Below are 24874 nucleotides of genomic sequence, written 5' to 3' on the forward strand. Positions count from 1 at the left end.
AAGACCATCGTCGCCGTCAACAAGGACCCCGAAGCCCCCATCTTCGAACTCGTCGACTACGGCGTCGTCGGAGACCTCTTCAACGTCCTGCCCCAGCTCACCGGCGAGGTGAAGGCCCGCAAGGGCTGATCGGCCCGCAACGGCGGACGGCGCGGCTCCCGGGGTCTCCGGGGGCCGCGCCGTCGTGTTGCCGTGCGGTCGTGCCGTGGGCGGGTGGCGCGGTCAGCGGCCCGCGAGGGCGTGCACGAAGCGGGTGCCGTCGACGGTGCCGAGCCCGGAGGCCAGGTCGTAGCCCTTGGCGGCCGGGTAACCGGTCACCGCGTCCCAGGAGTTGTCGCCCGCGGTGACGTCGGTGATGCCGCTGACCTGCTGCGGCAGCAGGGCGAGCGCGTACAGCCGGGGGTTGAGCTGGCCGAGGCGGTGGCCCGCCAGCTGGTTCGCCAGGGCGACGACGCCGGAGAAGATCGGCGTGGCCTCGCTGGTGCCGCCGACCAGGTGCCAGCCGACCCGGGTCGGGTCGTAGGACTCGTACGTCCAGGCGGCGCCGTCCACGGCCGCGCTCATCGAGATGTCCGGCGTGCCGCGGTGGTCGCCGGTCACGTTCGCCACGGCGGCCTGGTACCAGGGGCGTTCGAAGACGCCGGAGACGCCGCCGCCCGCCGCGCCGTAGTCGTCGTGCCAGACCCGGTCGGGCGCGGTGCGGTTGCCGTCGTCGTCGAGGGTCAGCTGGGTGCCGCCGACCGAGGTGACCAGCGGGTCCGCCGACGGCCAGGAGTTGACCCTGTACGGGTACAGGTCGCTGCCGTTCTCCGTCGCGTCGGTCGCGCCGTTGTCACCGGAGGCGGCCAGCACGGTGACGTTCTGGGCGGCGGCGAACTTGAAGGCGTACCGCAACTTCTCGATCGACTTGAAGTCGCCCTTGTCGTAGCCCGGGAAGGTGTTCTCGGTCGCGCCGAAGCTCTGCGAGATCACGTCCACGTCGTGCGACTTGATGACGGCCTTCTCGGCGTCCATCATCTCGGGCAGGCCGGTGACGCCCTCGGTCTCCGCGACGCCGGTCTCCACCAGCACGATGTGCGCGTCGGGGGCGATCGCGTGCGCGTACTCGACGTCCAGGGTGGTCTCGCCGGCCCAGCCGGTGTGGTCCGCGTCGGTCGGGTCGAACACCGGGACGTTGCCCCACTTGACCACCTCGACCCGGGTGTCCGGGATGCCCCACTGCCGGTCGAAGGTCTCCAGGTCGTGCTGGATCGTCGGCGAGCCGAAGGAGTCCACGATCACGATGGTGCGGCCCTTGCCCGTCACGCCCTGCTGGTAGAGCGGGTCCAGGTGGTAGGCGGTGCGGTACTGCAGCGGCGAGTAGCAGTGGATGCCGATCTGCGCGACGCAGTCCGAGGTGGATATCGGCGCCACCCGGCCGACCGCGTCGATCTGCCCGGCCGAGGCGGGGCGCAGCTCGAAGACCGCGGGGAGGCGGGCGGCGGACCGGGCGGTGGCCGTCGCCCCGGTCAGGGCGGTGGCCCCGACGGCGAGCAGCGCGGCGGCCCGCAGCGCGGTGGAGCGTCGGGTGCCCGCGGTGGCGGGGTGCATACCCAAGGAGGACTCCTCGAAGAGACGGTTCCCCGGCCTGGTCCGGTCGGGGCGCCCCCATCACATCGGCAGCCGCCGGGCCCTTCCATAGTCCGAGACGGCTGTGGCCATGGCCCCGACAGGCCACCGGGTTCGGTAAAGGGAACGGCGGGGTTCGGTAACGTCCCAGCTCCGGGGCGCGGGCGGGGCGCCGGCACGGCGGGGGCGACCCGTGGGCGGGGCGCTGCTGCGCGCGGCCGGGCCGGACTCGTAGAGTCGGGCGGCATGGGACTGCTGACAGCACTCGACGGCGGGTACGGCGACCGGGCGGACGCGATCACGGTGGACGGGACGGCGCTGTCCCTGGAGCAACTGCTGGGCGCGGCCGGGGCGGTGGCCGAACGCGCCGCCGGGGCGCCCGGCCTGGCGGTGCTGGCCCGGCCGACCGCCGAGACGGTCGCCGCCGTGGTCGGCGGCCTGCTGGCCGGCGTGCCGGTGGTGCCGCTGCCGCCCGACTCCGGGCCGGTCGAGCGCGCGCACATCCTGCGCGACAGCGGCGCCGCGCTGCTCGCCGGAACCGGACTGCCCGAGGACACCGAAGGGCTGACGGCCCTCCCGGTCGACCTGGCGGACCGTCCGTCCGGCGGCTGGCGGCCCGCCGCCGAGGACGGCGACCGGACCGCGTTCGTGCTGTACACCTCCGGCACCACCGGCGCCCCCAAGGGCGCGCTGATCCCGCACCGGGCTGTCGCCGCCGGGCTCGACGGCCTCGCCGACGCCTGGCGCTGGGACGCCGGGGACACCCTCGTGCACGGCCTGCCGCTGTTCCACGTGCACGGCCTGGTGCTCGGCGTGCTCGGCGCGCTGCGCACCGGCAGCCGACTCGTCCACACCGGCCGGCCCACCCCCGCCGGGTACGCGGCCGCCCGCGGCAGCCTGTACTTCGGCGTCCCCACCGTGTGGTCGCGGATCGCCGCCGACCCCGCCGCCGCCCGCGAGCTCGCCGCCGCCCGGCTGCTGGTCTCCGGCAGCGCCCCGCTGCCCGTGCCGGTCTTCGAACGGCTGCGGGAACTCACCGGACAGGCCCCCGCCGAGCGGTACGGCATGACCGAGACGCTGATCACCGTCGCCACCCGGGCCGACGGCGAACGCCGCCCCGGCGCGGTCGGCGTGCCGCTGCCCGGCGTGCGCACCCGGCTGGCCGGGGAGGACGGGCGGCCGGTGCCCGCCGACGGCGAGGGCGTCGGCGAACTCCAGCTCCAGGGGCCGACGCTGTTCGACGGCTACCTCGGCCGGCCCGAGGCCACCGCCGCGTCCTGGACCGCCGACGGCTGGTTCCGCACCGGGGACGTCGCCGTGATCGAACCCGACGGCTTCCACCGGATCGTCGGCCGCGCCTCCGTCGACCTGATCAAGAGCGGCGGGTACCGGATCGGCGCCGGCGAGGTCGAGGCCGCGCTGCGCGACCACCCCGGCGTGGCTGACGCCGCCGTGGTCGGCGCCCCCGACCCCGACCTCGGACAGGCCGTGGTCGCCTACGTGGTGGCGGCCGACGGCGGCGGCGTCGGGGAACGCGAACTGGTCGACTTCGTGGCGGGCCGGCTCTCCGTCCACAAGCGCCCCCGGCGGGTGGTGCTGGTCGACGACCTGCCGCGCAACGCGATGGGCAAGGTGCTCAAGAAACGGCTGCTGGAGGGCGACGGGTAACCCGTCCCGCCGCCCGTCCGCCGCCCGTCCGCCGTCCGTCCCGCCGTCCGTTCGTCCCCGGACCCGTCCTCCGTTCCGTCACCCGGCGCGCGCCCCCCCGCGCACGAACCCGCCCCTCGGCGCTCCCTTTCAGGAGGCCGGGGAGTGGGTACCACTGGAGAGGCGCGGGGGCCGGTGCCCCGCGCTGCCCGGCTGCGCGGCCGGGCCGCCGAGGAGGGGCAGGGATGCTTGTGATCGTCTGGGTCAATGGGGCCTTCGGAGCGGGCAAGACGAGCGCCTGCCGGGAGTTGCTCCGCCTGCTGCCGGGAAGCGTGCTGTTCGACCCGGAGACCCTGGAGCCGGTCCTGCGGGCCGCCCGCCCGGGCCGCGAGGACACCGACCCGTGGGAGTCGCCCGCCTGGCGGCGGCTGACCGCCGAGAGCGCCGCCGCGCTCGCCGCCGAGGCCGACGGGCCGGTCCTCGTCCCCGCCACACTGCTGCGCCAGGAACACCGCGACGAGGTCTTCGGCCTGCTCGCCGGCCGCGGCATCCCCGTCCACCACGTCGTCCTCGACCCCGTCGAGACCATCCTGCGGGCCCGGATCGCCACCCGCGAGGACGTCCCCGGCGACCCGGAGGCCACCGCGAGGCTGCGCCGGCGCGCCCGCGAGGCGCTGCCCGCCTACCTCACCGCCCGCGGCTGGCTGGCCGGGGACGCCCGGATGGTCGACAACGGCGTCCTGACCCCCCGGCAGAGCGCCGAACGGATCGCCGAACTGGTGCGCGGCGGCGGCGCCCGCTGCCCGATCGTGCGCAGCGAGGGCGGCGACGGGGACACCGTCGCCGCCGCGGTGCTGCTCTTCGACGACCGGGACCGGGTCCTGCTGGTCGACCCCGCCTACAAGCCGCACTGGGAGTTCCCCGGCGGCGTCGTCGAGAGCGGCGAACCGCCCACCGCGGCGGGCGTCCGCGAGGTCGCCGAGGAACTCGGCCTGCGGCTGCGGCCGGAGGAACTGCGACTGCTCGCCGTCGACTGGGAACCCGGCGCGGGCCGCGGCCGCGGCGGCCTGCGACTGGTCTACGACGGCGGACGGCTCGGCCCCTCCCAGGTGCTGCGGCTGCGACTGCCCGCCGGGGAACTGCGCGACTGGCACTTCGCCACCCTCCGGGAGGCCGCCGAGATGCTGCCCGCCGCCCGGATGCGACGGCTGACCGCCGCGCTGGAGGCCCGGGCGGTCGGCGAACTGCGCTACCTGGAGGGCGGGCGGCCCGCCGCGACGGGGGTGGCGCCCGCGCGATGAGAGCCCCTGCCGGGGGCTCGGCAGAGTGCGCGCCTCCAGGGGTCCGCCAGGAACGGCGAGAGCACCGCCAGGGGCTCGGGGAACGGCGAGGCCGTGGCTGCTGCGGGTTCACTGCCGTTGCGTGCGTCTGCTTTCGGTTCTGTTCACTGCACGCAGCAGCACGGACACTTCGATGGGCTCCGGCCGTCAGCAGCATCGACCCGCCGTTCCCCGGGCCCCTGTCGGGGCCCATGCGCAGCATCGACCCGCCGTTCCCCGGGCCCCTGACGGGGCTGATGCTCAGCACGGACCTGCCGTTCCCCGGGTCCCTGTCGGGGTTCCTCAGGGGTAGCGGGCAGGATGGGGGGATGCCGTTCACCCTCAGTCATGCTGCCGCCGTCCTGCCCGGGTTGCGGGCCGCGCGGCGGCGCGGGGCCCTGGTCGCCGCCGGGTTGGTCGCCGGTGCGATGGCGCCCGACGTGCCGTTCTTCGCCGAGTCCCTCGTCCGGGGGGCGTACCGGCACGGCGGGTTGACACACCGGTGGTGGGCCGCGCCGACCGTCGACGTGGTGATCGGGGCCGGGCTGGTCGCCGGGTGGTACGGGGTGTGGCGCGAGCCGCTGCGGGCGGCGGTGCCCGGGCGGTGGAACGGCGCGCTGCCCGCCGGGCGGCCGACGGCCGGTGAACTCCCCTGGGCCGCCGGGGCGCTGGCCGTCGGTGCCACCACCCACCTGGTCTGGGACTCCTTCACCCACCACGGCCGGGCCGGGGTCCGCGCGCTGCCGGTCCTGGAACGGCGGGTCGGCGGTGTCCCGCTGCACGGCGTCCTGCAGTACGGGACCTCGCTGGCGGGGCTGGCCGTGCTCGCCCGGTACGCCGGGCCGTGGCGGGAGACCCGGAGGGGCACGGCCGCGCTGCTGGCCGCGGCAGCGCTGGCCGGGGCGGCGGAGCGGGTGCGGCGCCGCGAGCGCGGGTTCGTCGACGAGGCGTGCTTCGGCGCGGGCGCGGGGCTGGCGGTGGGGGCGGCGCTGCTCGGCAGTGCGCGCATCCAGGGGCTCGGGGAACGGCGGGCCCGGGGCTGCTGACGGTGCACTGCCGGAGCGCGCGTCTGCTTCCGGTTCTGTTCACTGCACGCAGCAGCGCGGACCCGCCGTTCCCCGGGCCCCTGTCGGGGCTCCCTGTCGAGCCCCTGACGGTGGATGCCCGTCCGGTCAGAGGTAGCCGTTGGTGGCGAGGTGGGCGCCGATGGCGCGGTAGGTGGCGGGGTCCTCGGGGGTGAGGGCGGCGAGGCCGTCGACGTAGCGGTTGTACATGCAGAAGGCGGCGGCGATCAGGACGGTGTCGTGCACGGTCTCGTCGTCGGCGCCGGCGGCCTTCGCGGCGGCGATGTCGGCGGGGGTGACGGACAGTCCGCTGTCGGCGACCTTGGCGGCGAGTTGGAGGAGGGCGCGCATCAGGTCGGTGACGGGGGCGGTGGCGAGGTCGTCCTGGACGGCTTCGACGAGGGCGAAGTCGCCGTCGAGGCGGTGGGCGGCGGTCGCGCCGTGCGCGCCGGCGCAGTAGCGGGTGCGGTTGAGGGAGGAGACGTAGGCGGCGATGAGTTCGCGTTCGCCGACGCCCAGCGGGGAGTCGCCGCGCAGCAGTTGTTCGGCGAGTTCGCTCAGGCGCAGGCCGGAGGCGGGTTTGGCGGCGAGCAGGCCCCGGATGCCGGGGTCGTCGTTGGGGAGCGCGATGTGGGGCATGGGGGCCACTGAAGCGGTTCGGGGCGGCCTTGGCAAGGGCTTGACCTGGGAAGGCGACGCCGGGGCCGGAGGGGCGGGGGAGGGCCGCGGCGGGGGACGGGCAGATTAGGATGGGCGACCGTGACTGACACCGGTAGCACTCAGGACCAGGCCCTCGCCGACGACGCCGGTGACGGGGCGTCGGAGGGGTTCGCGGGCACCGACCCGCAGGACGTGCAGGACGACGGGACGGCGGCGCGGCTCGACGGCGTGTGGGACGTCGTGGTGGTCGGGGCGGGCCCGGCGGGTTCCTCGGCGGCGTACGCGGCGGCCCGCAGCGGCCGGCGGGTGCTGCTGCTCGACAAGGCCGAGCACCCCCGGTACAAGACCTGCGGCGGCGGCATCATCGGCCCGTCCCGGGACTCGCTGCCGGAGGACTTCAAACTGCCGCTGCAGGACCGCATCTCGGCGGTGACCTTCGCGCTGAACGGCCGGTGGACGCGGACCCGGCGCTCGAAGCGGATGCTGTTCGGCGTGGTCAACCGGGACGAGTTCGACCTGCGCCTGGTGCAGGCCGCCGAGCAGGCCGGGGCGGTGCTGGTGACCGGGGTGACCGCGACCGGTGTCGAGCAGCGGGGCGGCGACAGCCGCACGGTGTTCGTGACGCTGGCGGGCGGCCGGAAGGTGGAGGCGCGGGCGGTGGTCGGCGCGGACGGCTCGGCCAGCCGGATCGGTCGGTACGTCGGCGTCAGCTTCGACCAGATCGACCTGGGCCTGGAGGCGGAGATCCCCGTCCCCGAGTCGGTGTCGCGGGCCTGGGCGGGCCGGATCCACCTGGACTGGGGGCCGCTGCCGGGCAGTTACGGCTGGGTGTTCCCGAAGACCGACTCGGGGACGCTGACCGTCGGCGTGATCTCGGCGCGCGGCGAGGGCGAGCGGACCAAGGAGTACCTGGCGGCGTACGTCCGGCGGCTGGGCCTGTCCGGGTTCGAACCGCTGGTGGAGTCCGGGCACCTGACCCGCTGCCGGGCCGAGGACTCGCCGCTGTCGCGCGGCCGGGTGCTGGTCGCGGGCGACGCGGCGGGCCTGCTGGAGCCGTGGACCCGGGAGGGCATCTCGTACGCGCTGCGCTCGGGCCGGCTGGCCGGCGAGTGGGCGGTGCAGGTGGCCGAGGCGTCCGGCGCGGCGGACGTGCGGCGGCAGGCGCTGAACTACGCGTTCGCGATCAAGGCCGGGCTGGGGGTGGAGATGCGGGCCGGGAAGGTCATGCTGGCCTCGTTCGAGAAGCGCCCGTACCTGTTCCACCTGGCGGTGTCGGTGATCAACCCGGCGTGGCGGGCGTTCGCCCGGACCACCCAGGGGCACACCACCTTCGCGCAGTTGATGCGGGACCACCGGGCGGCGCGCAAGCTGGCCGCGGTCGCCGGGCGCCAGTAGCGGGTGCGGGCCCGCCCGGGAGGGGGTTCCCTCCCGGGCGGGTGGTGCGGACGGGCGCGGGGGTTGGGATTCGGGGGGGCCGCCCCGCGCCCGCGTCCCGGGGTTACTTCAGGCCGGCGTCCAGGGCGTTCATCAGGGTGCCGGACGGGGTGTCGCCGGACATCTCCCAGACCATCGCGCCGAGCAGGTTCTTGGACTTGAGCCAGGCGGTCTTCTGGCCGATCGACCAGGTGTCGTCGAAGGTCCACCACTGGCCGCCGTTGCCGGTGTAGCCGTAGGTGGAGACCGAGACCGGGTCGTGGTAGACGGTCAGGTTGGGCACCGAGGTGATCAGGTTGTTGTAGCCGCGGGTGCCGGCCTCCTCGGCGAACTGGCCGGGTGCGGCGCCGCCCGCGGCCTGCCAGGCGCCGTGCGCGCCGCCGTCGGTGACGTTCTGCCAGCCGCGGCCGTAGAACGGGAAGCCGATGGTGAGCTTGCGCGGGTTGACGCCCGCCGCCAGGTAGGTGTTGACGGCGCTCTCGACCGAGAAGTGGAAGTTGTACGGGTCGTTGGGGTCGGCGTACAGGTTGGCCTGCTGGCCGGTCTTGTTCGGCTCCCACGAGTTGTCGCTGCCGGAGCCGTGGAAGTCGTAGCCCTGGACGTTGGCGATGTCGAGGGACTGGAAGATCTGCGCGAGGTCCCAGCCCTGGCCGATCTTGGCCGGGTCGGCGGGGGTGAAGGCGGTGAGCAGCTTGTGCGAGCCGCCGAGGGCGTCGAGCTGGCGGCGGAACTCGGCCAGCAGCAGGGTCAGGTTCTGCTTGTCGTTGGGCGAGTAGTGGTTGCCGGGGTGGCCGTCCGGGGAGCCGGGCCACTCCCAGTCGATGTCGATGCCGTCGAAGATGCCGGCGCCGGTGCCGGGGCCGCCCGCGCCGTTGTAGGCGGGCAGGTTGCCCTTGATCCAGATGTCGATGCAGGAGGAGACCAGCTTCTTGCGGGAGGCGTCGGTGGCGGCCGCGTCCGAGAAGAACTTGGAGTACGTCCAGCCGCCGAGCGAGACCACGACCTTCAGGTTCGGGTACTTCGCCTTGAGCTTCTTGAGCTGGTTGAAGTTGCCGCGCAGGGTCGACCAGCCGTCGTCGGCGACGCCGTCCACGGACTGGGCGGCGCTCATCGGGCGGGCGTAGTCGGCGTCGGCGTCACCGGCGCCGGTGCCCTGCTCCGGGTCCTCCGGGTCGGCGGTGGTGCCCTTGGTGACGCCGGCCATGCAGGTCAGGTTGGTCGGGTCGATGTTCTCGAAGGCGTAGTTGATGACGTCGAGCTTGGCGGCGCTGCCCGAGGTGTCGAGGTTCTTGACGAAGTACTGGCGGCCGTAGATGCCCCACTGGACGAAGTAGCCGACCCGGGAGTACTTGCCGGGCCCGGCGAGGTCGCCGGTGGAGACGTTCAGGGTGGTGGAGGCGGGGGAGTTGTTGTCGGCGGCGTCCCGGGCCCGCACGGTGAAGGAGTACGGGGTGGCGGGGGAGAGCTGGCCGACGGTGGCGGTGGTGGCGGTGACGGTCTGCACCAGGTTGCCGCCCCGGTAGACGTCGTACGCGGCGACCCGCTTGTTGTCGGTGGCCGCGTCCCAGGCCAGCGAGACGCTGGTGCTGGTGACGCCGGTGGAGCGCAGGTTGCCGGGCGCGGTGGGCGGCACGGTGTCGCTGGCCGGGTCGACGGTGGCGGCGCTCAGCACCGGGCTGACCGGGCCGGTGTTGCCGCGGGTGTCCTTGGCCCGGACGGTCAGGCCGTAGGTGGTGGCCGGGGTCAGGCCGGTCAGCGTGGTGGAGGTGCCGGTGGCCGAGCCGAGCACCACCGAGCCGTTCAGCACGTCGTACGAGGCGACCGGAAAGTCGCCCTTGGACGCGGCCGGCCAGCTCAGCGAGAGGCTGTGCGCGGTGGCGTCGACCAGGGTCGGGGCGCCCGGCGCGGTCGGCGGGACGTCCGGGGTGCCGTCGCACTTGTCGCCGTTGACGCGGCAGTTGAGCGGGGCGGTGATCGGGCCGTTGCCGATGAACCAGAAGCTGTACGGCTCGGTCGAGCCGTTCGCCGGGACGGTCGCGTTGTAGTACGCGTTGGTGGCGACCACGTGGCTGCCGGTGGTGGTGGAGGTGCCGTTGTAGGTGCCGGTCATCGTGACGCCCGCGGGCAGGTCGAACTCCAGCGTCCAGCCGCTGACGGCGGTCGCGTTGGGGTTCTTCACGATGAAGGTGCCCTTCCACCAGGACCCGTAGTTGTCGCTGGTGAAGGTGGCGGTCAGTTTGGCCGCGGCGTTCGCGGGCGTGGCGGCGAGCAGGGCTAGCGGCAGTGCGAGCGCGGCGAGCAGGGCCAGCAGTCGGGCCCTGAGCCATTGCCTGGAGCGGACGTGCATCGGTACTCCCTGTCTGGTGTGGGGGATTCCGTACAGGGGTGCCGGGAGCGGCACTCAGGAGGGTAAGTGGACTGGACCAACTCGTCAACAGGTCTATACCGGAGGGAGGTTGACGGGGCGTCGGCTCCATGATCCACCGCTGTCGGTGGCGGCTGGCAGGATCACCGGCATGGGACTGGACCTGATGGTGGGCGCGCTGATCGGCGCCGACGAGGAGACCGCCGAGTGGTTCCGCGCGGAGTGCGCGGAGATCACCCGGGTGCTGACCGCGGAGGGGCTGCCCGGCTGGCGGGAGCCGGAGGACGGACCGCGCTTCGGCGACCGGCTCTGGGGCTACTCGGGCCTGCACACGCTGCGCCGGCTCGCCGCGCACCTGGCCGCGCACGGGCGGCTGCCCGAACCGCTGGCGGCGGGGGAGCGGGCCACCGACGACCCGGTGCTGCGGGCGGCCTACGAGGAGATCCCCGACGAGCGGCCCGGCCCGTTCGACCACCTGCTCCACCACTCGGACTGCGAGGGCTACTACGTGCCGGTGGACTTCGCCCCCGTCCTGGCCGACCTGGAGCTCTCCGGCGGCCTGCTCGGCTCCTCGGTGCGGCTGCTCGCCGAACTCGACGAGCTGGCCCGGGCCCTGGGCCTGCCCGACGACCTCGACCCGGACTCCGCGGAGGTCGCCGACGCGGCCGAGGACCCGGACCCGGCGGCCGGGGACTGGCGGCGCTACGGCACCGAGGCGTTCATCTGCCTGCAACTGCGGCTGGCGGCGCGCCACTCGGTGGAGACGGGGGCGGTGCTGGCCTTCTGCTGAGACATCCAGGGGTTCGGGGAACGGCGAGGCCCAGGCTGCTGGCGGTTCACTGCCGCCCAGTGCGTGGGCTTCGGGTTCTGTGCACGGCACGCAGCAGCACGGACCTTCGACGGGCTCCGGCCGTCAGCAGCACGGACCCGCCGTTCCCCGGGCCCCTGGTGGGGTTCCTCACGGGCCCAGGAGGCGGTCGGCGAGCGGGCTGCGGGCGTAGAGCACCAGGCGGCCGTGGCGGGCCCGGGTGACCAGGCGGGTGGCGTGCAGGACGGCCAGGTGCTGGCTGACGGCGCCGGGGGTGACGCCCAGGCGGCGGGCCAGTTCGGTGGTGGCGGCGGGTTCCTGGAGCAGGGCCAGCAGGCGGGCCTTGGGGGCGCCGAGCAGTTGCTCCAGGGCCTGCGGGGCGGGCGGCGGGTCGGGCGGGCCGGCCAGGTTGCCCTGGCCGCGGGAGAGGTAGGTGATGGACGGGGTGAGGTCCGGGCCGATCGCGGTGAGCGCGCCGCGGGCGAAGCAGGTCGGCAGCAGGGCCAGGCCGCGCCGGTCGACGGGGACGTCCAGGTCGCCGTCGCCCCAGTCCCGGTCGATGGTCAGCACGCCGTCCGCCCAGTGCAGGCGGTGGTCGAGGTCGGCGAACAGCCCGGCGGCGCCGCGTTCGGCCAGCATCCGGGAGCGGTGCACGATGTCGGCGTGCAGCACCGAGCGGGCCTGCGGCCACCAGCCGGGTTCCAGGACGTGCGTCCAGTACGCCTGGAGGGCGTCGGCGACCTCGGCGATCAGCGCGGCCGGGCGGCGGGCGCCGTCGGCGAGCAGCGGCGGCAGGGCCCGGTCGTGCGGGAGGAAGGCCAGGGCCAGTTCGTCGGCCAGCCGGGCCGGGTCGAAGGCCCGGACGACGGCCAGTTCGGCCCGGAACTCGGGGAACGGGACGGTCGGGCGGGGGGTCAGGAAGTCCGGCACGTACTTGTTGCTCGCCACCAGGGCGCGCAGCAGCGGGGCCTGCGGCAGCGCCTCGAAGGCCGGGCGCATCGCCTCGAACGCGGCGCCGTGCGGGTACTGGCCGGGGTGGGTCCACATCCGCAGGCTGAGCACCGCCTCCTGGAGCGGCGAGCAGGCGAAGTAGGTGGCGGCCAGGTCGGCCAGGCCCAGCCGGAACCGCAGTACCACGACGCCCTCCAGGCGGTCCGCCCTGCGGCGGGGATTGAGGCCGGGGCTAAATCAATACTACGGGCGCTCCGTATCCGGTCTGATCGGGGCATGACCGCCACTGACACCGCGGCCGATCCGGCCGCGCCGCTCCCCCCTGCCCGCCACCGGTTCGCCCGGCTGCTCCCCGAGGACCCGGTGCTGCGCCGGCTGTCCGCGATCACGCTGGTCAACACCGTCGGCAACGGCCTGGGCATGACGCTCGGAGTGGTCTACTTCACCCGGGTGATGGGCTTCGGCGTCGGCGCGGTCGGCCTGGTGCTGACCCTCGCCGGGGCGTGCGGGGTGGCGGCGGGCGTTCCGGCCGGGCGGCTGTCGGACCGGTACGGGCCCAGGCCGGTGCTGGTCGTGCTGCTGGCGGCGCAGGCGGTGTGCGCGGCGGCGTACGTGCTGGTGGACCGGCTCGCGGTGTTCGCGGCGCTGGCCTGCCTGGTGGCGGTCGCCGACCGGGGCGGCTCGGCGGTGCGCGGCGCGCTGTTCGCCGAGGTGCTGCCGGTGGACGGGCGGGTGGCGGGCCGGGCCTACCTGCGCTCGGTGACCAACACCGGCCTCGCGGTGGGCACCCTGGGGGCCGCGGCCGTCCTGCAACTGGACACCCGGGGCGCCTACTTGACGGCGCTGCTGGCCGACGCGGCCTCGTTCGGGGTGATCGCGGTGCTGTACCTGCTGCTGGTGCCGTCCACGCCGCGCACCCCCGAGCAGGCGGCGCGCTCCGCCGGCGGCCCGAACCCGGCGCTGCGCGACCGGACCTTCCTCGCGCTGACCGGCCTGAACGCGGTGATCAGCCTGCAGTTCGTGATGATCGAGGTGGGGCTGCCGCTGTGGGTGGTGCGCGACACCGACGCGCCGCGCTGGATGGTGGCGGGCGGGCTGCTGGTGAACACCGCGCTGGTGATCGCGCTCCAGGTGCGGGCCACCCGGGGAACCGAGCGGCCGCGGGCCGCGGCCCTGGTGTTCCGCCGCGGGGCGCTGCTGGTGGCCGCGTCCTGCCTGCTGGTGGGCCTGGCCGCCGGGCTGCCGGGCTGGGCGGCGGCGCTGCTGGTGGCGGGCGGGGTGGCCTGCCAGGCGCTGGGCGAGGTGTACAGCCAGGCGGGCGCCTGGGCGCTCAGCTACGACCTGGCGAAGGAGGACGCGCACGGCTCCTACCAGGGCGTGTTCAACACCGGCATGTCGGGCGGGCTGATGCTCGGCCCGGTGCTGATGACCTCGGTGGTGGTCGCGCACGGCCTGCTCGGCTGGGCGCTGCTGGCCGTGCTGTTCGCCGCCGCGGGCTGGGGGATGACGGCGCTGGTGCGGCGCTGAGGAGCGGGAACGGGCCCCGGCCGGCACCAGGTCGGCCGGGGCCCGTCGTCCTTCAGCGGGTCAGCAGCTCAGGTTCGAGCCGGTGGGGACGCCGAGGATCGAGGTGAAGCTGGTGTAGGCGTTGACCCGGCTCTGCACCTGGGCGGGGTTGCCGCCGTTGCACTCCAGCGAGCCGTTGATGGAGCGGATGGTCTCGCCGAAGCCGTTGCCGTTGACCATGGCGTTGTGCGCGGTCATGGTGCCCGGGCCGTTCTGGGTCATCCAGTACCAGATGCCGGTCTTCCAGGCGACGGCCGCGTCGGTCTGCACCAGGTTCGGGTTGTTCAGCAGGTCGATGCCGAGCGCGTCGCCGGCGGCCTTGTAGTTGAAGTTCCAGCTGAGCTGGATCGGGCCGCGGCCGTAGTACGCGGACTGCCCGGCCGGGCAGCCGTAGGACTGCGAGGTGTCGCAGTAGTGCGGGTAGTTGGCGGTGTTCTGCTCGACCACGTACACCAGGCCGCCGGTCTCGTGGTTGATGTTGGCCAGGAACGCCGCCGCCTCCTGCTTCTTCACGGTGTCCGAGCCGGTGTTGGCGAACGCCGGGTAGGCCTTCAGCGCCGCGACCAGGCCGGAGTAGGTGTAGAAGGAGTTCCGGTTCGGGAACATCTGGTTGAACTGGGCCTCGGAGACCACGAAGCCGCCCGGGTTGGGGGTGGTCGAGGCCGAGGTGGACGGGCCCGGGCTCGGGGTGCCGTCGGTGGTGCAGGTGGTGGGGCTCCAGTACCAGGTGGACACCGTCGGGTCGTAGCCCGGGTTGTCGTGGGTGGCGACGTAGAACTTCCCGTTGGGCGCGTACTTCACCGTGGTGCCGGTGGTGTACTGCGTGCCGGCCACCCAGATCGGCAGGTTGCAGTCCTGCAGGGTGGGGGTCGGGCTGGGGGTCGGGCTCTTGGTGGCCGGGCTGGAGTTGGTGGGGCTGGTGCCGCCACCGGAGCCGCAGGCGCCCTGGTCGGCCCAGACGCCGGAGCCGCCGGTGCTCGGGGTCTCGCCCTGGGTCCACCACTTGGCGTTCCAGTTGTGCCCGTTGTACGAGGCGGAGGTGCCGCCGGTGTACACCTGCGACGCCGCGTACGGGGCCGCGCAGGCGGTGGCCGCGGTCGAGGTGGTGGGCACCATGACGGCCAGGCCGGTCGCGGCCAGCGCGCCGGTGAGCAGCGCGGCGACCTTGCCGCGGCGGGAGCCGGCGCGGTGCGCCGGCCGGTGGGTGGTGCGGGTGTGGGACATTCGGCCACTCCTTGTGGGGGAACGAGCGGTGTAGCCAGCACTCAAGCGACCTGGTCCGTTAACTGTCAATAGGTCTAGACCTTAAGGGAGTTGAGGACGTGTACGGAGCGCCGTGCGGTGCGGTGCGGGCGCGGTGCGGGCGCCGTGCGGGCGCGGTGGCGGCACGGCGCGGGGAAGATCGGGTACTGGTCAGTAGCGCCACCGTGTGCCAGGGTGCAGGCGAAGCCCCGTCCGACCCACCCTCAGCCGGAAGGCAGGCCAGGCCAGATGACCCCCGCCGCGCCGTACGTCCGCAGCACCACCGACGAATCCGTCGCCACCCTGGTGCTCGACTCCCCGCACAACCGCAACGCCCTCTCCACCCGGCTGATGGCCGAACTCACCGCGCACCTCGCCGACGCCGCCGCCGACCCCGGGGTGCGGGCCGTCGTCCTCGGCCACACCGGCCGGGTCTTCTGCGCCGGCGCCGACCTCTCCGAGGCCACCGGCGACGACCCCACCGCCGCCCCGCGCGGCCTGGTCGCCCTGCAGCGCGCGATCGTCGACTGCCCCAAGCCCGTCGTCGCCCTGGTCGACGGCCACGTCCGGGCCGGCGGGCTCGGCCTGGTCGGCGCCTGCGACCTCGCCGTCGCCGGACCCGACGCGACCTTCGCCTTCACCGAGTCCCGGCTCGGCCTCGCCCCCGCCGTCATCTCGCTGCCGCTGCGCCCCAAGCTCGACCCGCGCGCCGCCGCCCGCTACTACCTCACCGGCGAGACCTTCGACTCCGCCGAGGCCGCCCGGATCGGCCTGGTCACCGAGGCCGCCGACGACTCCGCCGCCGCGCTGCGCACCGTCCTGGACGCCGTCCGGCTCTGCTCGCCGCAGGGCCTGGCCGAGTCCAAGCTGCTGGCCAACGCGGCCGTCCGGGAGTCCTTCGAACGGCACGGCGAGGAGCTGGTCGCGCTGTCGGCCAAGCTGTTCACCTCCGAGGAGGCGCAGGAGGGCATGCGGGCCTTCCTGGCCAAGCGGCCCGCGCCCTGGGCGCGCTGACCTGCCCCGAGGCCGCTCCCGGGCCCGCTCCCGAGCCCGCTCCCGAACCGGAAGTTACCGGCCGGTGTGAGTTTGGTCCCGTTGCGGGCCGCCGGACCGCACCGGCCGCTACGGTGAGCCCATGTCGATCGCCCGCAGACTGCTCGGACCCGTCCGCGAGCGCGCGCGCCGGACCGCCGGGCGCGCCGTGCACCGCGGCTGGCGCTGGGTCCAGGACGCCGGGGCGGTCAGCAACCGCAACCCCGGCCCGTACCGGTTCGGGGAGCTCGGCGACGGCACTAAGCTCGCCTTCCCGCTCGGCACCGTCTTCAACGAGCGTTGGATCACCATCGGCCCGTTCTCCATCATCGGCGAACGCGTCACCCTCTCGGCCGGCTTCCTGCCCGGGCTCGACCTCGGCCCCGAACCGATCGTCCGGATCGGCGGCGGCTGCGTCATCGGCCGCGGCAGCCACATCGTCGGACACCAGCGGATCGAGCTCGGCGACGACGTGTGGACCGGCCCCGACGTCTACATCACCGACCAGGCCCACGAGTACCGCGACACCGGACTGCCGATCGGCAAGCAGTGGCCCCGCAACGAGCCCGTCTCGATCGGCGCCGGCTCCTGGATCGGCACCGGCGCGGTGATCCTGCCCGGCGCCCGGATCGGCCGCAACGTGGTGGTCGCCGCCAACTCCGTGGTGGCCGGTGAGGTCCCCGACTACGCCGTGGTGGCCGGCGCCCCCGCCCGCCAGATCCGCGGCTGGAGCCCCGAGGACGGCTGGCAGCCCCCCATCCGCCACGACCCGCCCCGCCCCGTCCCCGACGGCGTCACCGCCGAACAGCTCCGCGCCCTGGTCGGCTGGGACCTCCGCCTCCCCGGCGAGAGCGAGCCGCCCCCCGCGCCGTAGCCCGGTCGGCGCCCCGCGCCGCGGCCCTGTCGGCGCCGCCTGCGATCATCCCGGCGTACCCGGACGGCGAGGGAGCGGCGACGGTGGAACGGCTGGAAGAGCTGGAACGGGACCTGCGGGCGGTCGTCGCCCGGCTGGCGCGCAGCGTGCCAGCGGGGTGGACGGAACTGCGCCTGGAGGCGGTCGACAGCCCCGACGGGCCCGGCACCTACGGCGAGTGGACGCTGGCGGACGGCAGTCGGCACGGCCTCCGGACCGAACCGGCGGACCTCGACGCCCTCGCGGCGACGATCGCCGCCGAACGCGGCTGGCCGCGCGCCCGGCTCCACCTGGAGCACGACCCGGCCGGGCCGTACACCCTCACCGCGACGCCGGAACCGCCCGCCACCCGGGGCCGCCTGCTGCTCCTCGACCCCGGGTACGCTCACCCCGCACCCGGCCGGGACCAGCCCGGCTCCGTGCTGCCACCCGCCGGGGACCCGGCGCGGGCCGTCGCGCTGCTGGCCGAGTACCGGCGGCGGGTCACCGAACTCACCGGCCACGAAAAGCCGTTGGGCCCACCCCTGACACCCGGGCAGATCGAGGAGGCCGAACGCCGACTCGGCCACCGGCTGCCCGACGACCTGCGGGCGCTCTACCGGGTCGCGAACGGCTGCGACGTCATGGCGGACGGGCTGTGGCTCGGCTACCTGCGCTGGCTGCCGCTCGACGAGGTGGTTCGGGCCCACGCCGACTGGGCGAAGTACCCGCACCGGCCCGAACTCGACCGGCCGACCGACGTCCGCGTCATGGAGGAAACCGGGCCGCCCGACACCGTCCGCCGCTGCCTGAACCACCCCGGCTGGATCCCGTTCGCCACCGCCGACGACGGCAACCACCACGCGGTCGACCTCGCCCCGGCCGAGCACGGCCGCCCCGGCCAGGTCATCGAGAGCGGCCGGGACTTCCACGACGGCCCGCTGTACGTCGCCGACTCCGTCACCTCGCTGCTGGCCGCCTGGATCGACCTGCTCGACCGGGGCGCCTACGAGATCGAGGACGCCCCCGAGGACGGCGAGGAGATCGACCCCGCCCACCCGCCGTACCTGGACTTCACCGAACTGGTCCGCCCGCCGCGGATCGAGTCGTCCGCCCTCGGCCCCGACCTGCCCGCCGTCGTCGCACCCACCCTGCAGCGGGTGACCGTCAACGGCGAGGCCGGCGCGGGCCCCCTCGACCTGGCGCCGCTGGCCGCCGCGCCCGGCCTGCGGGTGCTCGGGGTCCGCCACCGCACCGTCGCCGGTCTGGCGGTGCTGCGTCCGCTGCCGGTGGAGTTCCTGCGGGTCGGGTTGGACGGTGCGGGGCTGGCGCCGCTGGCCGGGCACCCGCACCTCGGTGCGCTCGACCTGGCCTGCGACACCCCGTTGGACCTGGCGCCGTTGCGGACGCTGCCCGCGCTGTGGTGGCTGGACCTGTCGGGCTGCGCGGTGCTGCGGGACCTGGGCGTACTGCGGGAGTTGGCCGGATTGCGGTACCTGGCGCTGACGGAGGCGCAGTGGGCGCTGCTGCTGGAGCAGGACGCGCTGCCGCCGGGCCTGGTGGCGGCGCGCTCGGTCGGGGTGCGGGCCTCGGAGGAGTGGGCGGCGCGGATCGGGCACCCGGCGGGGGAGTCGTACCAGGTGGAAGGGATTCTGGCGGAAGGGGGTTGACGGGCCGTCGGCTGTGACAGCTGGGCGGACGGCAGTTGACGGTCCGTCGCTGCACCGGCTGGGCGGATTGCGGGGGTTCGCCGGAAGTCGCGCGGGGTGCAACGACTGTCACAGCTGCGCAACGGGGGAAACCGGGCGGGGCGGACCGGCGTGGTGGGGGGTGTCGGGTCGGGCAGGAGGTCCGTCCGATGGATCTTGGAAGTGAAGGTCGGGCCGCGGGGGCGCTGACGAAAACACGGCCGGATCCGCGCTGTCCGCACTAGTTCCGGGGGGATTCGCACCATGCGTCTCAACCGTCTCACCGTGGCCGCCGTCCTGGCCGCCGCCGCCCTCGCCCTGACCGCCTGCGAGCCGGACGGCGCCGGGTCCGACGCGGCCGCGCCGGCCGCCACCACCGCGCCGACCGGTTCGGCCACCGCACCGGCCCCGGCCGCCACCGCGCGGCCGACCGCGAGCCCGAAGCAGACCGCGAGCCCGGGAAAGTCCACCGCCGCGGCCACCGGGAAGGGCACCGCGCCGGCCGCTGACTGCACCGCGAACGCGGCCGGCCGGACGGTGCTGGAGGCCACCGAGAACGCGTACGCCGTGCACGTCTGGATGCGCGCCAGGTCGACCGGGTTCGTCTGCGGTCCCGACGTGCCGAACGACGGCTACTGGGAGCCCCGGGGCGAGGCCCGGGTCTACGAGTTCGACAACGACGTGAAGACCACGCTGCTGGACGGGGACCTGAAGTCCGAGGGCGTCGACCTGACCACCTTCATGAAGGTGCAGGAGGCCTGCCTGAAGAACGTCGAGCCGGCCGCGCCGCACCGCTGCTTCGGCAACCAGTACGAGGTGGAGCTCGACGCCCGGGGCAAGGTGACCCTGATCGGCCAGCTGTACCAGCCGTGACGAGCTGCCGTCCGTGAGAGCGGACGGCGAGGCGGCGGCCTGGGCGCGTGGGGGCGTCCGGGCCGCCGCCGTGGTGCTTCCGGCGGGCGGGGCGGTCAGGCCGCGCGGTGGCGGCGGACGGTGAGGGCGAGCACTCCGGCCAGGGCCGAGCTGGCGGCGACGGTCAGCAGGGCGGCGGGCAGCGAGAGCGCGTCGGCCAGGAAGCCGATCACCGGGGGGCCGATCAGCATGCCCGCGTAGCCGAGGGTGGAGGCGGTGGCCACGCCCTGCGGCCCGGCGGTCGCCCCGGCCTGGGCGATGGCCAGCGGGAAGACGTTGGCCAGGCCGAGGCCGACCAGGACGAAGCCGGCCAGCACCACCGGGACGGACGGGGCCAGCGCGGCGGTCGTCATGCCCGCGCAGGCGGTCAGGCCGCCGAGCAGCATCACCCTGGTCTGGCCCAGCCGCTCGGCGAGCCAGGTGCCGGAGAGCCGGCCCGCGGTCATCGCGAAGGCGAAGGAGGCGTACCCGGTGGCGGCCAGCGCGCCGCTCGCGTGCACGTCGTCGGTCAGGTGCAGGGTGGCCCAGTCCGCGAGGGCGCCCTCGCCGTACGCGGTGCACAGGGCGGTCAGGCCGAGCAGGACGACCAGCAGCCGGGCGTGCCGGGACGGGCGGGCGGCGGCGGTGGTCTCGGTGGCGGCGGGGGCGGTGGTGCTCGGCCGGGGGAGGGCCGCCGGGGCGCGCAGCAGGGCGGTGCCGGCCAGCACCGTCACGGCCAGGCCGAGCGCGGTGGCCGAGGCCAGCGCCCAGGAGGCGCTGATCCGGCCCGCCAGCAGGCCGCCGAGCGCGGCGCCGAGCAGGCCGCCGAGGCTGTAGCCCGCGTGGAAGCTGGGCATGACGGGTCGGCGGAGTTCGGCGACCAGGTCGACCGCGGCGCTGTTCATCGCCACGTTGGCCGCGCCGTAGCCCGCGCCGAACAGCAGCAGCACCGCGCCGAGCGCGAGCACCGAGTGGGTGTGCGCGGGCAGCGCCACGGCCAGCGAGAACACGGCGACCGAGGCGACGGTGACCGGGCGCGAGCCGTAGCGCAGGCACAGCCGCCCGATCAGGGCCATGGTGGCGACCGCGCCGGCCGAGATGCACAGCAGGGCCAGGCCCAGCGCGCTGTGCGAGGCGGAGACCTGGGCGCGGACGTCCGGGATCCGGACCACCCAGGACGCGAACAGGAAGCCGTCGACGGTGAAGAAGGCGGTGAGGGCGAGGCGTGCCGCCGACCAGGAGGAGCTGCGGCCGGACGGGGTCTTCGAAGGGGCAGCGGAGAGGAGGGAGGAGCGGGCTTCTGTTTTGTTCAGTAGCGGCACAAAGTCAGAATAGGGGAGTGCCGCACACACCTACAAGCCCGAATTCGGGTCAGACTCCGGGCCAGACTCCGCGTCCGCAGCCGGGGGCGTCCAAGCGGGCCGCGCCCGACCGCGGCCGCACCCTGCTCGGACCGGCCCTGCGCCTGATCCACACCGGACAGGCCCCCACCCGCTCCGCCCTCACCGGTGCCCTCGACGTCACCCGCGCCACCGCGGGCGCCGTCACCGGCGAACTGGAGGCGCTCGGCCTGATCACCGTCGACTCCCGCCCCGCCGGCGGCGGCCGCGGCCGCCCCTCGCACCGGCTCGCCCTCACCGACCCCGGCCCCGCCGTCCTCGCCGCCCAACTGCACGCCGACGGCGTCTCCGCCGCGCTGGCCGGACTCGGCGGCCGCCTCCACGACCCCGTCCACCTGCCGCTGCCCGCCGACACCTCGCCCGCCGCGCTGCTCGCCGCCGTCGCCGAGACCGGCGCCCGGCTCGCCCGCGACAGCCGCCGCCGGATCCTCGGCTCCGCGCTCGCCCTGCCCAACCCCGTCACCGAACCCGACGGCACCGCCCTCGCCGCCCTGCACTTCGGCTGGCCCCCCGGCACCCCCGTCGCCGAACTCTTCGCCGCCGCCGTCGCCCGCACCGACCCCGGCCCGCGCGCCCGCGCCACCCTGCCCACGGCCGTCGCCAACGACGCCAACCTGGCCGCCCTCGCCGAACACCGGCACGGCGCCGGCCGCGGCGCCCGCCACCTGCTGCTGGTCACCTCCGGACACCGCGGCGTCGGCGGCGCCCTGGTCATCGACGGCCGCCTGCACACCGGCAGCTCCGGCCTCGCCCTGGAGGTCGGCCACCTCACCGTCGACCCGCTCGGCCGCCCCTGCGCCTGCGGCAACCGCGGCTGCCTCAACGCCGAGACCGACACCGACGCGCTGTTCGCCGCCGCGAAGCGCCGCCCCGACCCGCACCGCCCGCTGCTCCCGCAGGCCCGCGAACTGGCCCGCGACCCGGCCGCCGCCGACGCCCTCGAACACGTCGTCGACCGGCTCGGGCTCGGCCTCGCCGGACTGGTCAACATCCTCAACCCGGACCGGATCGTGCTCAGCGGCCTGCACCTCGACCTGCTCGCCGCCGCCCCCGACCGGCTCGCCGCCGTGGTCGCCGAACGCTGCCTGTGGGGCCGCAGCGGACGCATCCCGATCGTCCCCGCGCAGGTCGTCCACGCCGGACTGGTCGGCGCCGCCGAACTCGCCTGGGAGCCCTACCTGGACGACCCGCAGGCGGTCGCGGCGCCCTGAGGCGCGTCCCGCCGGGGCCCGGCGGGAGGGCGGGGAAACGGAACGGCGCGGGGGACGGAGGACCGTCCACCCGCGCCGTCCGGCACGACCGCGCGCGCTTACTTGCCGAAGCGCAGCTTCCAGGGGGCCACCGCGGACTCCAGCTGCACGCCCAGGCTCATCTTCGACATGCCCTCGACCCGCTCCTCGAAGCGGATCGGCACCTCGGCGATGCGCATGCCGCGCTTGACGACCCGGTAGTTCATCTCGACCTGGAACGAGTAGCCGTTGGAACGCACCGAGTCCAGGTCGACCGCGCGCAGCGCCTGCGCCTCCCACGCCTTGAAACCGGCGGTGGCGTCCTTCACCTTCAGGCGCAGGATCGCGTTCACGTAGAAGTTCGCCCACGCGGACAGCGCCTTGCGGTGCCACGGCCACTCCGACGCGGTCGAACCGCCCGGGACGTAGCGCGAGCCCAGCACCACCGAGGCGTCCGTGGTGGTCAGCTTCTCCACCATCGCGGGGACCGCGGTGTGCGGGTGCGACAGGTCGGCGTCCATCTGGACGACGATGTCCGCGCCGTCCTCCAGCGCCCGCGACATGCCGGCGATGTACGCCCGGCCCAGGCCGTCCTTCTCGGTGCGGTGCAGCACCGAGATGTTGCCGCCCGAGTCGGCCGCCAGCTTGTCGGCGACGTCGCCGGTGCCGTCGGGGGAGTTGTCGTCCACGACCAGGACGTGCAGGTTGTCCATGCCGAGGTCGGCCAGCCGACCAACCAGGACCGGCAGGTTCTCCCGTTCGTTGTAGGTCGGAACAACCACAACAACCTTCGGGTGGGCCTCAGCCATGTTTTTCTATCCTCGATGCAGTACGAGCTGGAGGCGGCAGTCTAGCGTTCCTTCCCGAACGTTCGTCCCACGGGGGTGTTTCGTCCAGGCACCCACCGGGTAACCCGGCCCCGGTCGGGAATCCCCTTGCCGGGCCGGTCCGTTCAGCAGGCATGACCGACACCGCACCGGCAGCCGGCCGGCCCGAACCACTGCACTACGCCGCCTTCACCGCCGACCCCGCCGGGGGCAACCCGGCCGGCGTCGTGCTGGACGCCACCGGGCTCACCGACGCACAGCAGCTCGCCACCGCGGCCCGGCTCGGCTACTCCGAGACCGCCTTCCTCACCGCCGACCCCGACCGGCCCCGGACGCACGCCGTCCGCTACTTCAGCCCGCTCGCCGAAGTCCCCTTCTGCGGGCACGCGACCATCGCCGCCGCGGTCGCCCTCGGCGAACGGCACGGCCCCGGCGAGTTCCACTTCGCCACCCCGGCCGGACCCGTCCCCGTCGAGGTCACCCGGGACGCGGACGGCGGCCACCTGGCCACCCTGACCAGCGTCCCCGCCACCGTCGAGGACGCGGACCCGCAGGACGTCGCCGAGGCGCTCGCCGCCCTGCGCTGGCGGCCCGCGGAGCTCGACGACCGCCTCCCGCCCCGGATCGCCTACGCCGGGGCCCGCCACCTCGTCCTCGCTGCGGGCAGCCGGGCCCGGCTCGCCGAACTCGACTACGACTTCGACGCCCTCGCCGCGCTGATGCGCCGCCTCGACCTGACCACCCTCCAACTGGTCTGGGAACAGGACGCCACCACCTACCACGTGCGCGACCCCTTCCCGGTCGGCGGCGTCGTCGAGGACCCGGCCACCGGCGCGGCCGCCGCGGCGTTCGGCGGCTACCTGCGCGAGCTGCGCGGCCTCACCACCGCCCGCCTCACCCTCCACCAGGGCGAGGACCTCGGCCGGCCGGGCGTCCTCACCGTCGACCTCACCGAGGGGGAGGGCCGGGTGCGCGTCACGGGAAGGGCGGTGCCGATCCGGTAGGCGCATTCAGGGGCTCGGGGAGAACGGCGAAGGGGACGAACCAGGGGTTCGGGGAACGGCGAGGCCGTGCTGCCGGCGGTCGGAGCCCATCGAGGTGTCCGTGCTGCTGCGTGTAGTAACAGGACCCGAAGCCGATGCGCGCTCCGGCAGTGCACCGTCAGCAGCCCCGGCCTCGCCGTTCCCCGAGCCCCTGAATACCCGCGCCCCGCCGTGGGCCCGCACCGAGACCGTCGAACTCGCCTGGAACCGCAGCGGGTTGGCGGTGACGGTGGCCGACCCCGGCCCGGGCGGTGGCGAGCGACTGACGCGCCGTCGGGCGCCCCCGTCCCGCCCGGACGGGGGCGCCCGGTGCGTGCGGGCGAAGGCGCCCGGCGGGGAGGCGCGGATCAGTAGGATGACCGCCATGCCTGAGACCCCGGAAGCGTTGATCGGCGGTCGCTACCGCCTGGTGGAGCCGATCGGCCAGGGCGGGATGGGACGGGTCTGGCGGGCGCACGACGAACTCCTCGACCGCCGCGTCGCGGTGAAGGAACTGCTGCTCCCGCCGGGCGCCCGGGACGCCGAACGCGACGAGCTGGTGCAGCGGGTGGTGCGGGAGGCCCGGGCCGCCGCCAGGCTGCGGCACCCGGGCATCGTGTCGGTGTTCGACGTCGTGCAGCACCGGGGCGCGCCCGCCATCGTCATGGAGTACCTGAGCGGCCGCTCGCTCGCCGCGGAGATCGGCGCGGACGGCGCCCTCGACCCCGAGCGGGTGGTCGCCCTCGGCCTGACCCTGCTGGACGCCCTCGCCGAGGCGCACGCCAAGGGCGTGGTGCACCGGGACGTCAAGCCGGACAACGTCCTGCTCACCCAACAGGGCGCCGTCCTCACCGACTTCGGCATCGCCCGGTCCGCCGACGCGACGACCGCGCTGACCGCGACCGGCGTCCTCATCGGGACCCCCGCCTACCTGGCCCCCGAACAACTGGAGGGCAAGCAGGCGACCGCCGCCACCGACCTGTGGGCCCTCGGCGCCACCCTCTGGCACGCCGCGGCCGGCCGGCCGCCGTTCGCCGCGCCCACCTTGACCGCGCTGTACGTCGCCATCCTGACCCAGCAGCCCCAGCCCCTGCCGCCGGGCCCGGCCGAGCCGCTCGCCGCCGCCCTCGCCCCGCTGCTGGCGAAGGACCCGCAGCAGCGGCCCTCGACCGCCGCGGCCGCCGAGCGCCTGCGCGGCCTGCACCGGACCCACACCGCGACGACGCTCA

Annotated in this window: 20 protein-coding genes and 1 pseudogene; 14 read left to right on the forward strand and 7 right to left on the reverse strand. The window is 74.9% G+C overall.

Features of this window, described 5'->3' with window-relative positions:
* A pseudogene (locus tag ACWEO5_RS30210) lies at positions 1–129 on the forward strand (electron transfer flavoprotein subunit alpha/FixB family protein); the annotation flags it as partial.
* 93 nt (positions 130–222) lie between these two features.
* Here the strand turns inward: ACWEO5_RS30210 and ACWEO5_RS30215 are convergent.
* Complete coding sequence (locus tag ACWEO5_RS30215; RefSeq protein ID WP_452165377.1) at positions 223–1590, reverse strand: S53 family peptidase; 1368 nt, start codon at positions 1588–1590, stop codon at positions 223–225.
* Between the two features lie 264 nt (positions 1591–1854).
* Between ACWEO5_RS30215 and ACWEO5_RS30220 the strand changes: the two genes are divergently transcribed.
* The 3 genes from ACWEO5_RS30220 to ACWEO5_RS30230 all read left to right on the forward strand — a co-directional run bounded on the left by ACWEO5_RS30220 (position 1855) and on the right by ACWEO5_RS30230 (position 5620).
* Positions 1855–3276, forward strand: coding sequence for an acyl-CoA synthetase (locus ACWEO5_RS30220; RefSeq protein WP_452165362.1), 1422 nt, complete (start codon positions 1855–1857; stop codon positions 3274–3276).
* A gap of 230 nt (positions 3277–3506) precedes the next feature.
* Positions 3507–4556 (forward strand): NUDIX hydrolase, encoded by a 1050-nt coding sequence (locus ACWEO5_RS30225; protein WP_344551812.1) that lies wholly within the window; start codon positions 3507–3509, stop codon positions 4554–4556.
* A 347-nt stretch (positions 4557–4903) separates the two neighbouring features.
* The gene (locus tag ACWEO5_RS30230; RefSeq protein ID WP_452165363.1) at positions 4904–5620 is read left to right on the forward strand and encodes a DUF4184 family protein; all 717 of its coding nucleotides are present in this window, start codon (positions 4904–4906) and stop codon (positions 5618–5620) included.
* 126 nt (positions 5621–5746) lie between these two features.
* Here ACWEO5_RS30230 and ACWEO5_RS30235 read toward each other — a convergent pair whose 3' ends face one another.
* Positions 5747–6277: a carboxymuconolactone decarboxylase family protein gene (locus ACWEO5_RS30235; protein ID WP_452165364.1), complete on the reverse strand. Its 531-nt coding sequence runs from the start codon at positions 6275–6277 to the stop codon at positions 5747–5749.
* A 213-nt stretch (positions 6278–6490) separates the two neighbouring features.
* On the opposite strand from ACWEO5_RS30235, the gene ACWEO5_RS30240 reads away from it, so the two are divergent.
* Positions 6491–7693, forward strand: a complete 1203-nt coding sequence (locus ACWEO5_RS30240) for a geranylgeranyl reductase family protein (protein ID WP_452165378.1) — start codon at positions 6491–6493, stop codon at positions 7691–7693.
* Between the two features lie 103 nt (positions 7694–7796).
* Here the strand turns inward: ACWEO5_RS30240 and ACWEO5_RS30245 are convergent, their stop codons facing one another.
* Positions 7797–10079 carry a glycosyl hydrolase family 18 protein gene (locus ACWEO5_RS30245; protein WP_452165365.1) on the reverse strand — a complete coding sequence of 761 codons (2283 nt, stop codon included), beginning with the start codon at positions 10077–10079 and terminating at the stop codon, positions 7797–7799.
* Between the two features lie 169 nt (positions 10080–10248).
* Here ACWEO5_RS30245 and ACWEO5_RS30250 point away from each other — a divergent pair, with 169 nt between their 5' ends.
* The gene (locus ACWEO5_RS30250) at positions 10249–10887 is read left to right on the forward strand and encodes a hypothetical protein (protein WP_452165366.1); all 639 of its coding nucleotides are present in this window, start codon (positions 10249–10251) and stop codon (positions 10885–10887) included.
* Positions 10888–11055: 168 nt separating this feature from the next.
* Here the strand turns inward: ACWEO5_RS30250 and ACWEO5_RS30255 are convergent, their stop codons facing one another.
* Positions 11056–12042, reverse strand: coding sequence for an ArsR/SmtB family transcription factor (locus ACWEO5_RS30255; RefSeq protein ID WP_452165367.1), 987 nt, complete (start codon positions 12040–12042; stop codon positions 11056–11058).
* Positions 12043–12132: 90 nt separating this feature from the next.
* Here ACWEO5_RS30255 and ACWEO5_RS30260 point away from each other — a divergent pair, with 90 nt between their 5' ends.
* A complete protein-coding gene (locus ACWEO5_RS30260; RefSeq protein WP_452165368.1) occupies positions 12133–13383 on the forward strand; it encodes an MFS transporter in 1251 nt (416 codons plus the stop codon).
* Between the two features lie 60 nt (positions 13384–13443).
* Here the strand turns inward: ACWEO5_RS30260 and ACWEO5_RS30265 are convergent, their stop codons facing one another.
* Entirely contained in the window at positions 13444–14538 is a 1095-nt protein-coding gene (locus ACWEO5_RS30265; RefSeq protein WP_452165379.1) for a glycoside hydrolase family 19 protein, read from the reverse strand.
* A 375-nt stretch (positions 14539–14913) separates the two neighbouring features.
* Here ACWEO5_RS30265 and ACWEO5_RS30270 point away from each other — a divergent pair, with 375 nt between their 5' ends.
* From ACWEO5_RS30270 to ACWEO5_RS30285, 4 genes are all read left to right on the forward strand, one after another.
* Positions 14914–15678: an enoyl-CoA hydratase family protein gene (locus tag ACWEO5_RS30270; protein ID WP_452165369.1), complete on the forward strand. Its 765-nt coding sequence runs from the start codon at positions 14914–14916 to the stop codon at positions 15676–15678.
* Positions 15679–15799: 121 nt separating this feature from the next.
* Positions 15800–16570: an acyltransferase gene (locus ACWEO5_RS30275; protein WP_452165370.1), complete on the forward strand. Its 771-nt coding sequence runs from the start codon at positions 15800–15802 to the stop codon at positions 16568–16570.
* Positions 16571–16653: 83 nt separating this feature from the next.
* Complete coding sequence (locus ACWEO5_RS30280; protein ID WP_452165371.1) at positions 16654–18258, forward strand: SMI1/KNR4 family protein; 1605 nt, start codon at positions 16654–16656, stop codon at positions 18256–18258.
* 282 nt (positions 18259–18540) lie between these two features.
* Positions 18541–19149: a hypothetical protein gene (locus ACWEO5_RS30285; protein WP_452165372.1), complete on the forward strand. Its 609-nt coding sequence runs from the start codon at positions 18541–18543 to the stop codon at positions 19147–19149.
* Between the two features lie 95 nt (positions 19150–19244).
* Here ACWEO5_RS30285 and ACWEO5_RS30290 read toward each other — a convergent pair whose 3' ends face one another.
* A complete protein-coding gene (locus ACWEO5_RS30290; protein WP_452165373.1) occupies positions 19245–20489 on the reverse strand; it encodes an MFS transporter in 1245 nt (414 codons plus the stop codon).
* Positions 20490–20611: 122 nt separating this feature from the next.
* Here ACWEO5_RS30290 and ACWEO5_RS30295 point away from each other — a divergent pair, with 122 nt between their 5' ends.
* The gene (locus tag ACWEO5_RS30295; protein ID WP_344551816.1) at positions 20612–21778 is read left to right on the forward strand and encodes an ROK family protein; all 1167 of its coding nucleotides are present in this window, start codon (positions 20612–20614) and stop codon (positions 21776–21778) included.
* Between the two features lie 98 nt (positions 21779–21876).
* On the opposite strand, the gene ACWEO5_RS30300 is transcribed toward ACWEO5_RS30295, so the two are convergent.
* Positions 21877–22605: a polyprenol monophosphomannose synthase gene (locus tag ACWEO5_RS30300; protein WP_452165374.1), complete on the reverse strand. Its 729-nt coding sequence runs from the start codon at positions 22603–22605 to the stop codon at positions 21877–21879.
* A 152-nt stretch (positions 22606–22757) separates the two neighbouring features.
* Between ACWEO5_RS30300 and ACWEO5_RS30305 the strand changes: the two genes are divergently transcribed.
* Positions 22758–23627 (forward strand): PhzF family phenazine biosynthesis protein, encoded by an 870-nt coding sequence (locus ACWEO5_RS30305; RefSeq protein WP_452165375.1) that lies wholly within the window; start codon positions 22758–22760, stop codon positions 23625–23627.
* 403 nt (positions 23628–24030) lie between these two features.
* Positions 24031–24874: serine/threonine-protein kinase (locus ACWEO5_RS30310; protein WP_452165376.1), on the forward strand; the 844-nt coding region annotated here is incomplete at its 3' end.

This window comes from Kitasatospora sp. NPDC004272 (assembly GCF_053603035.1).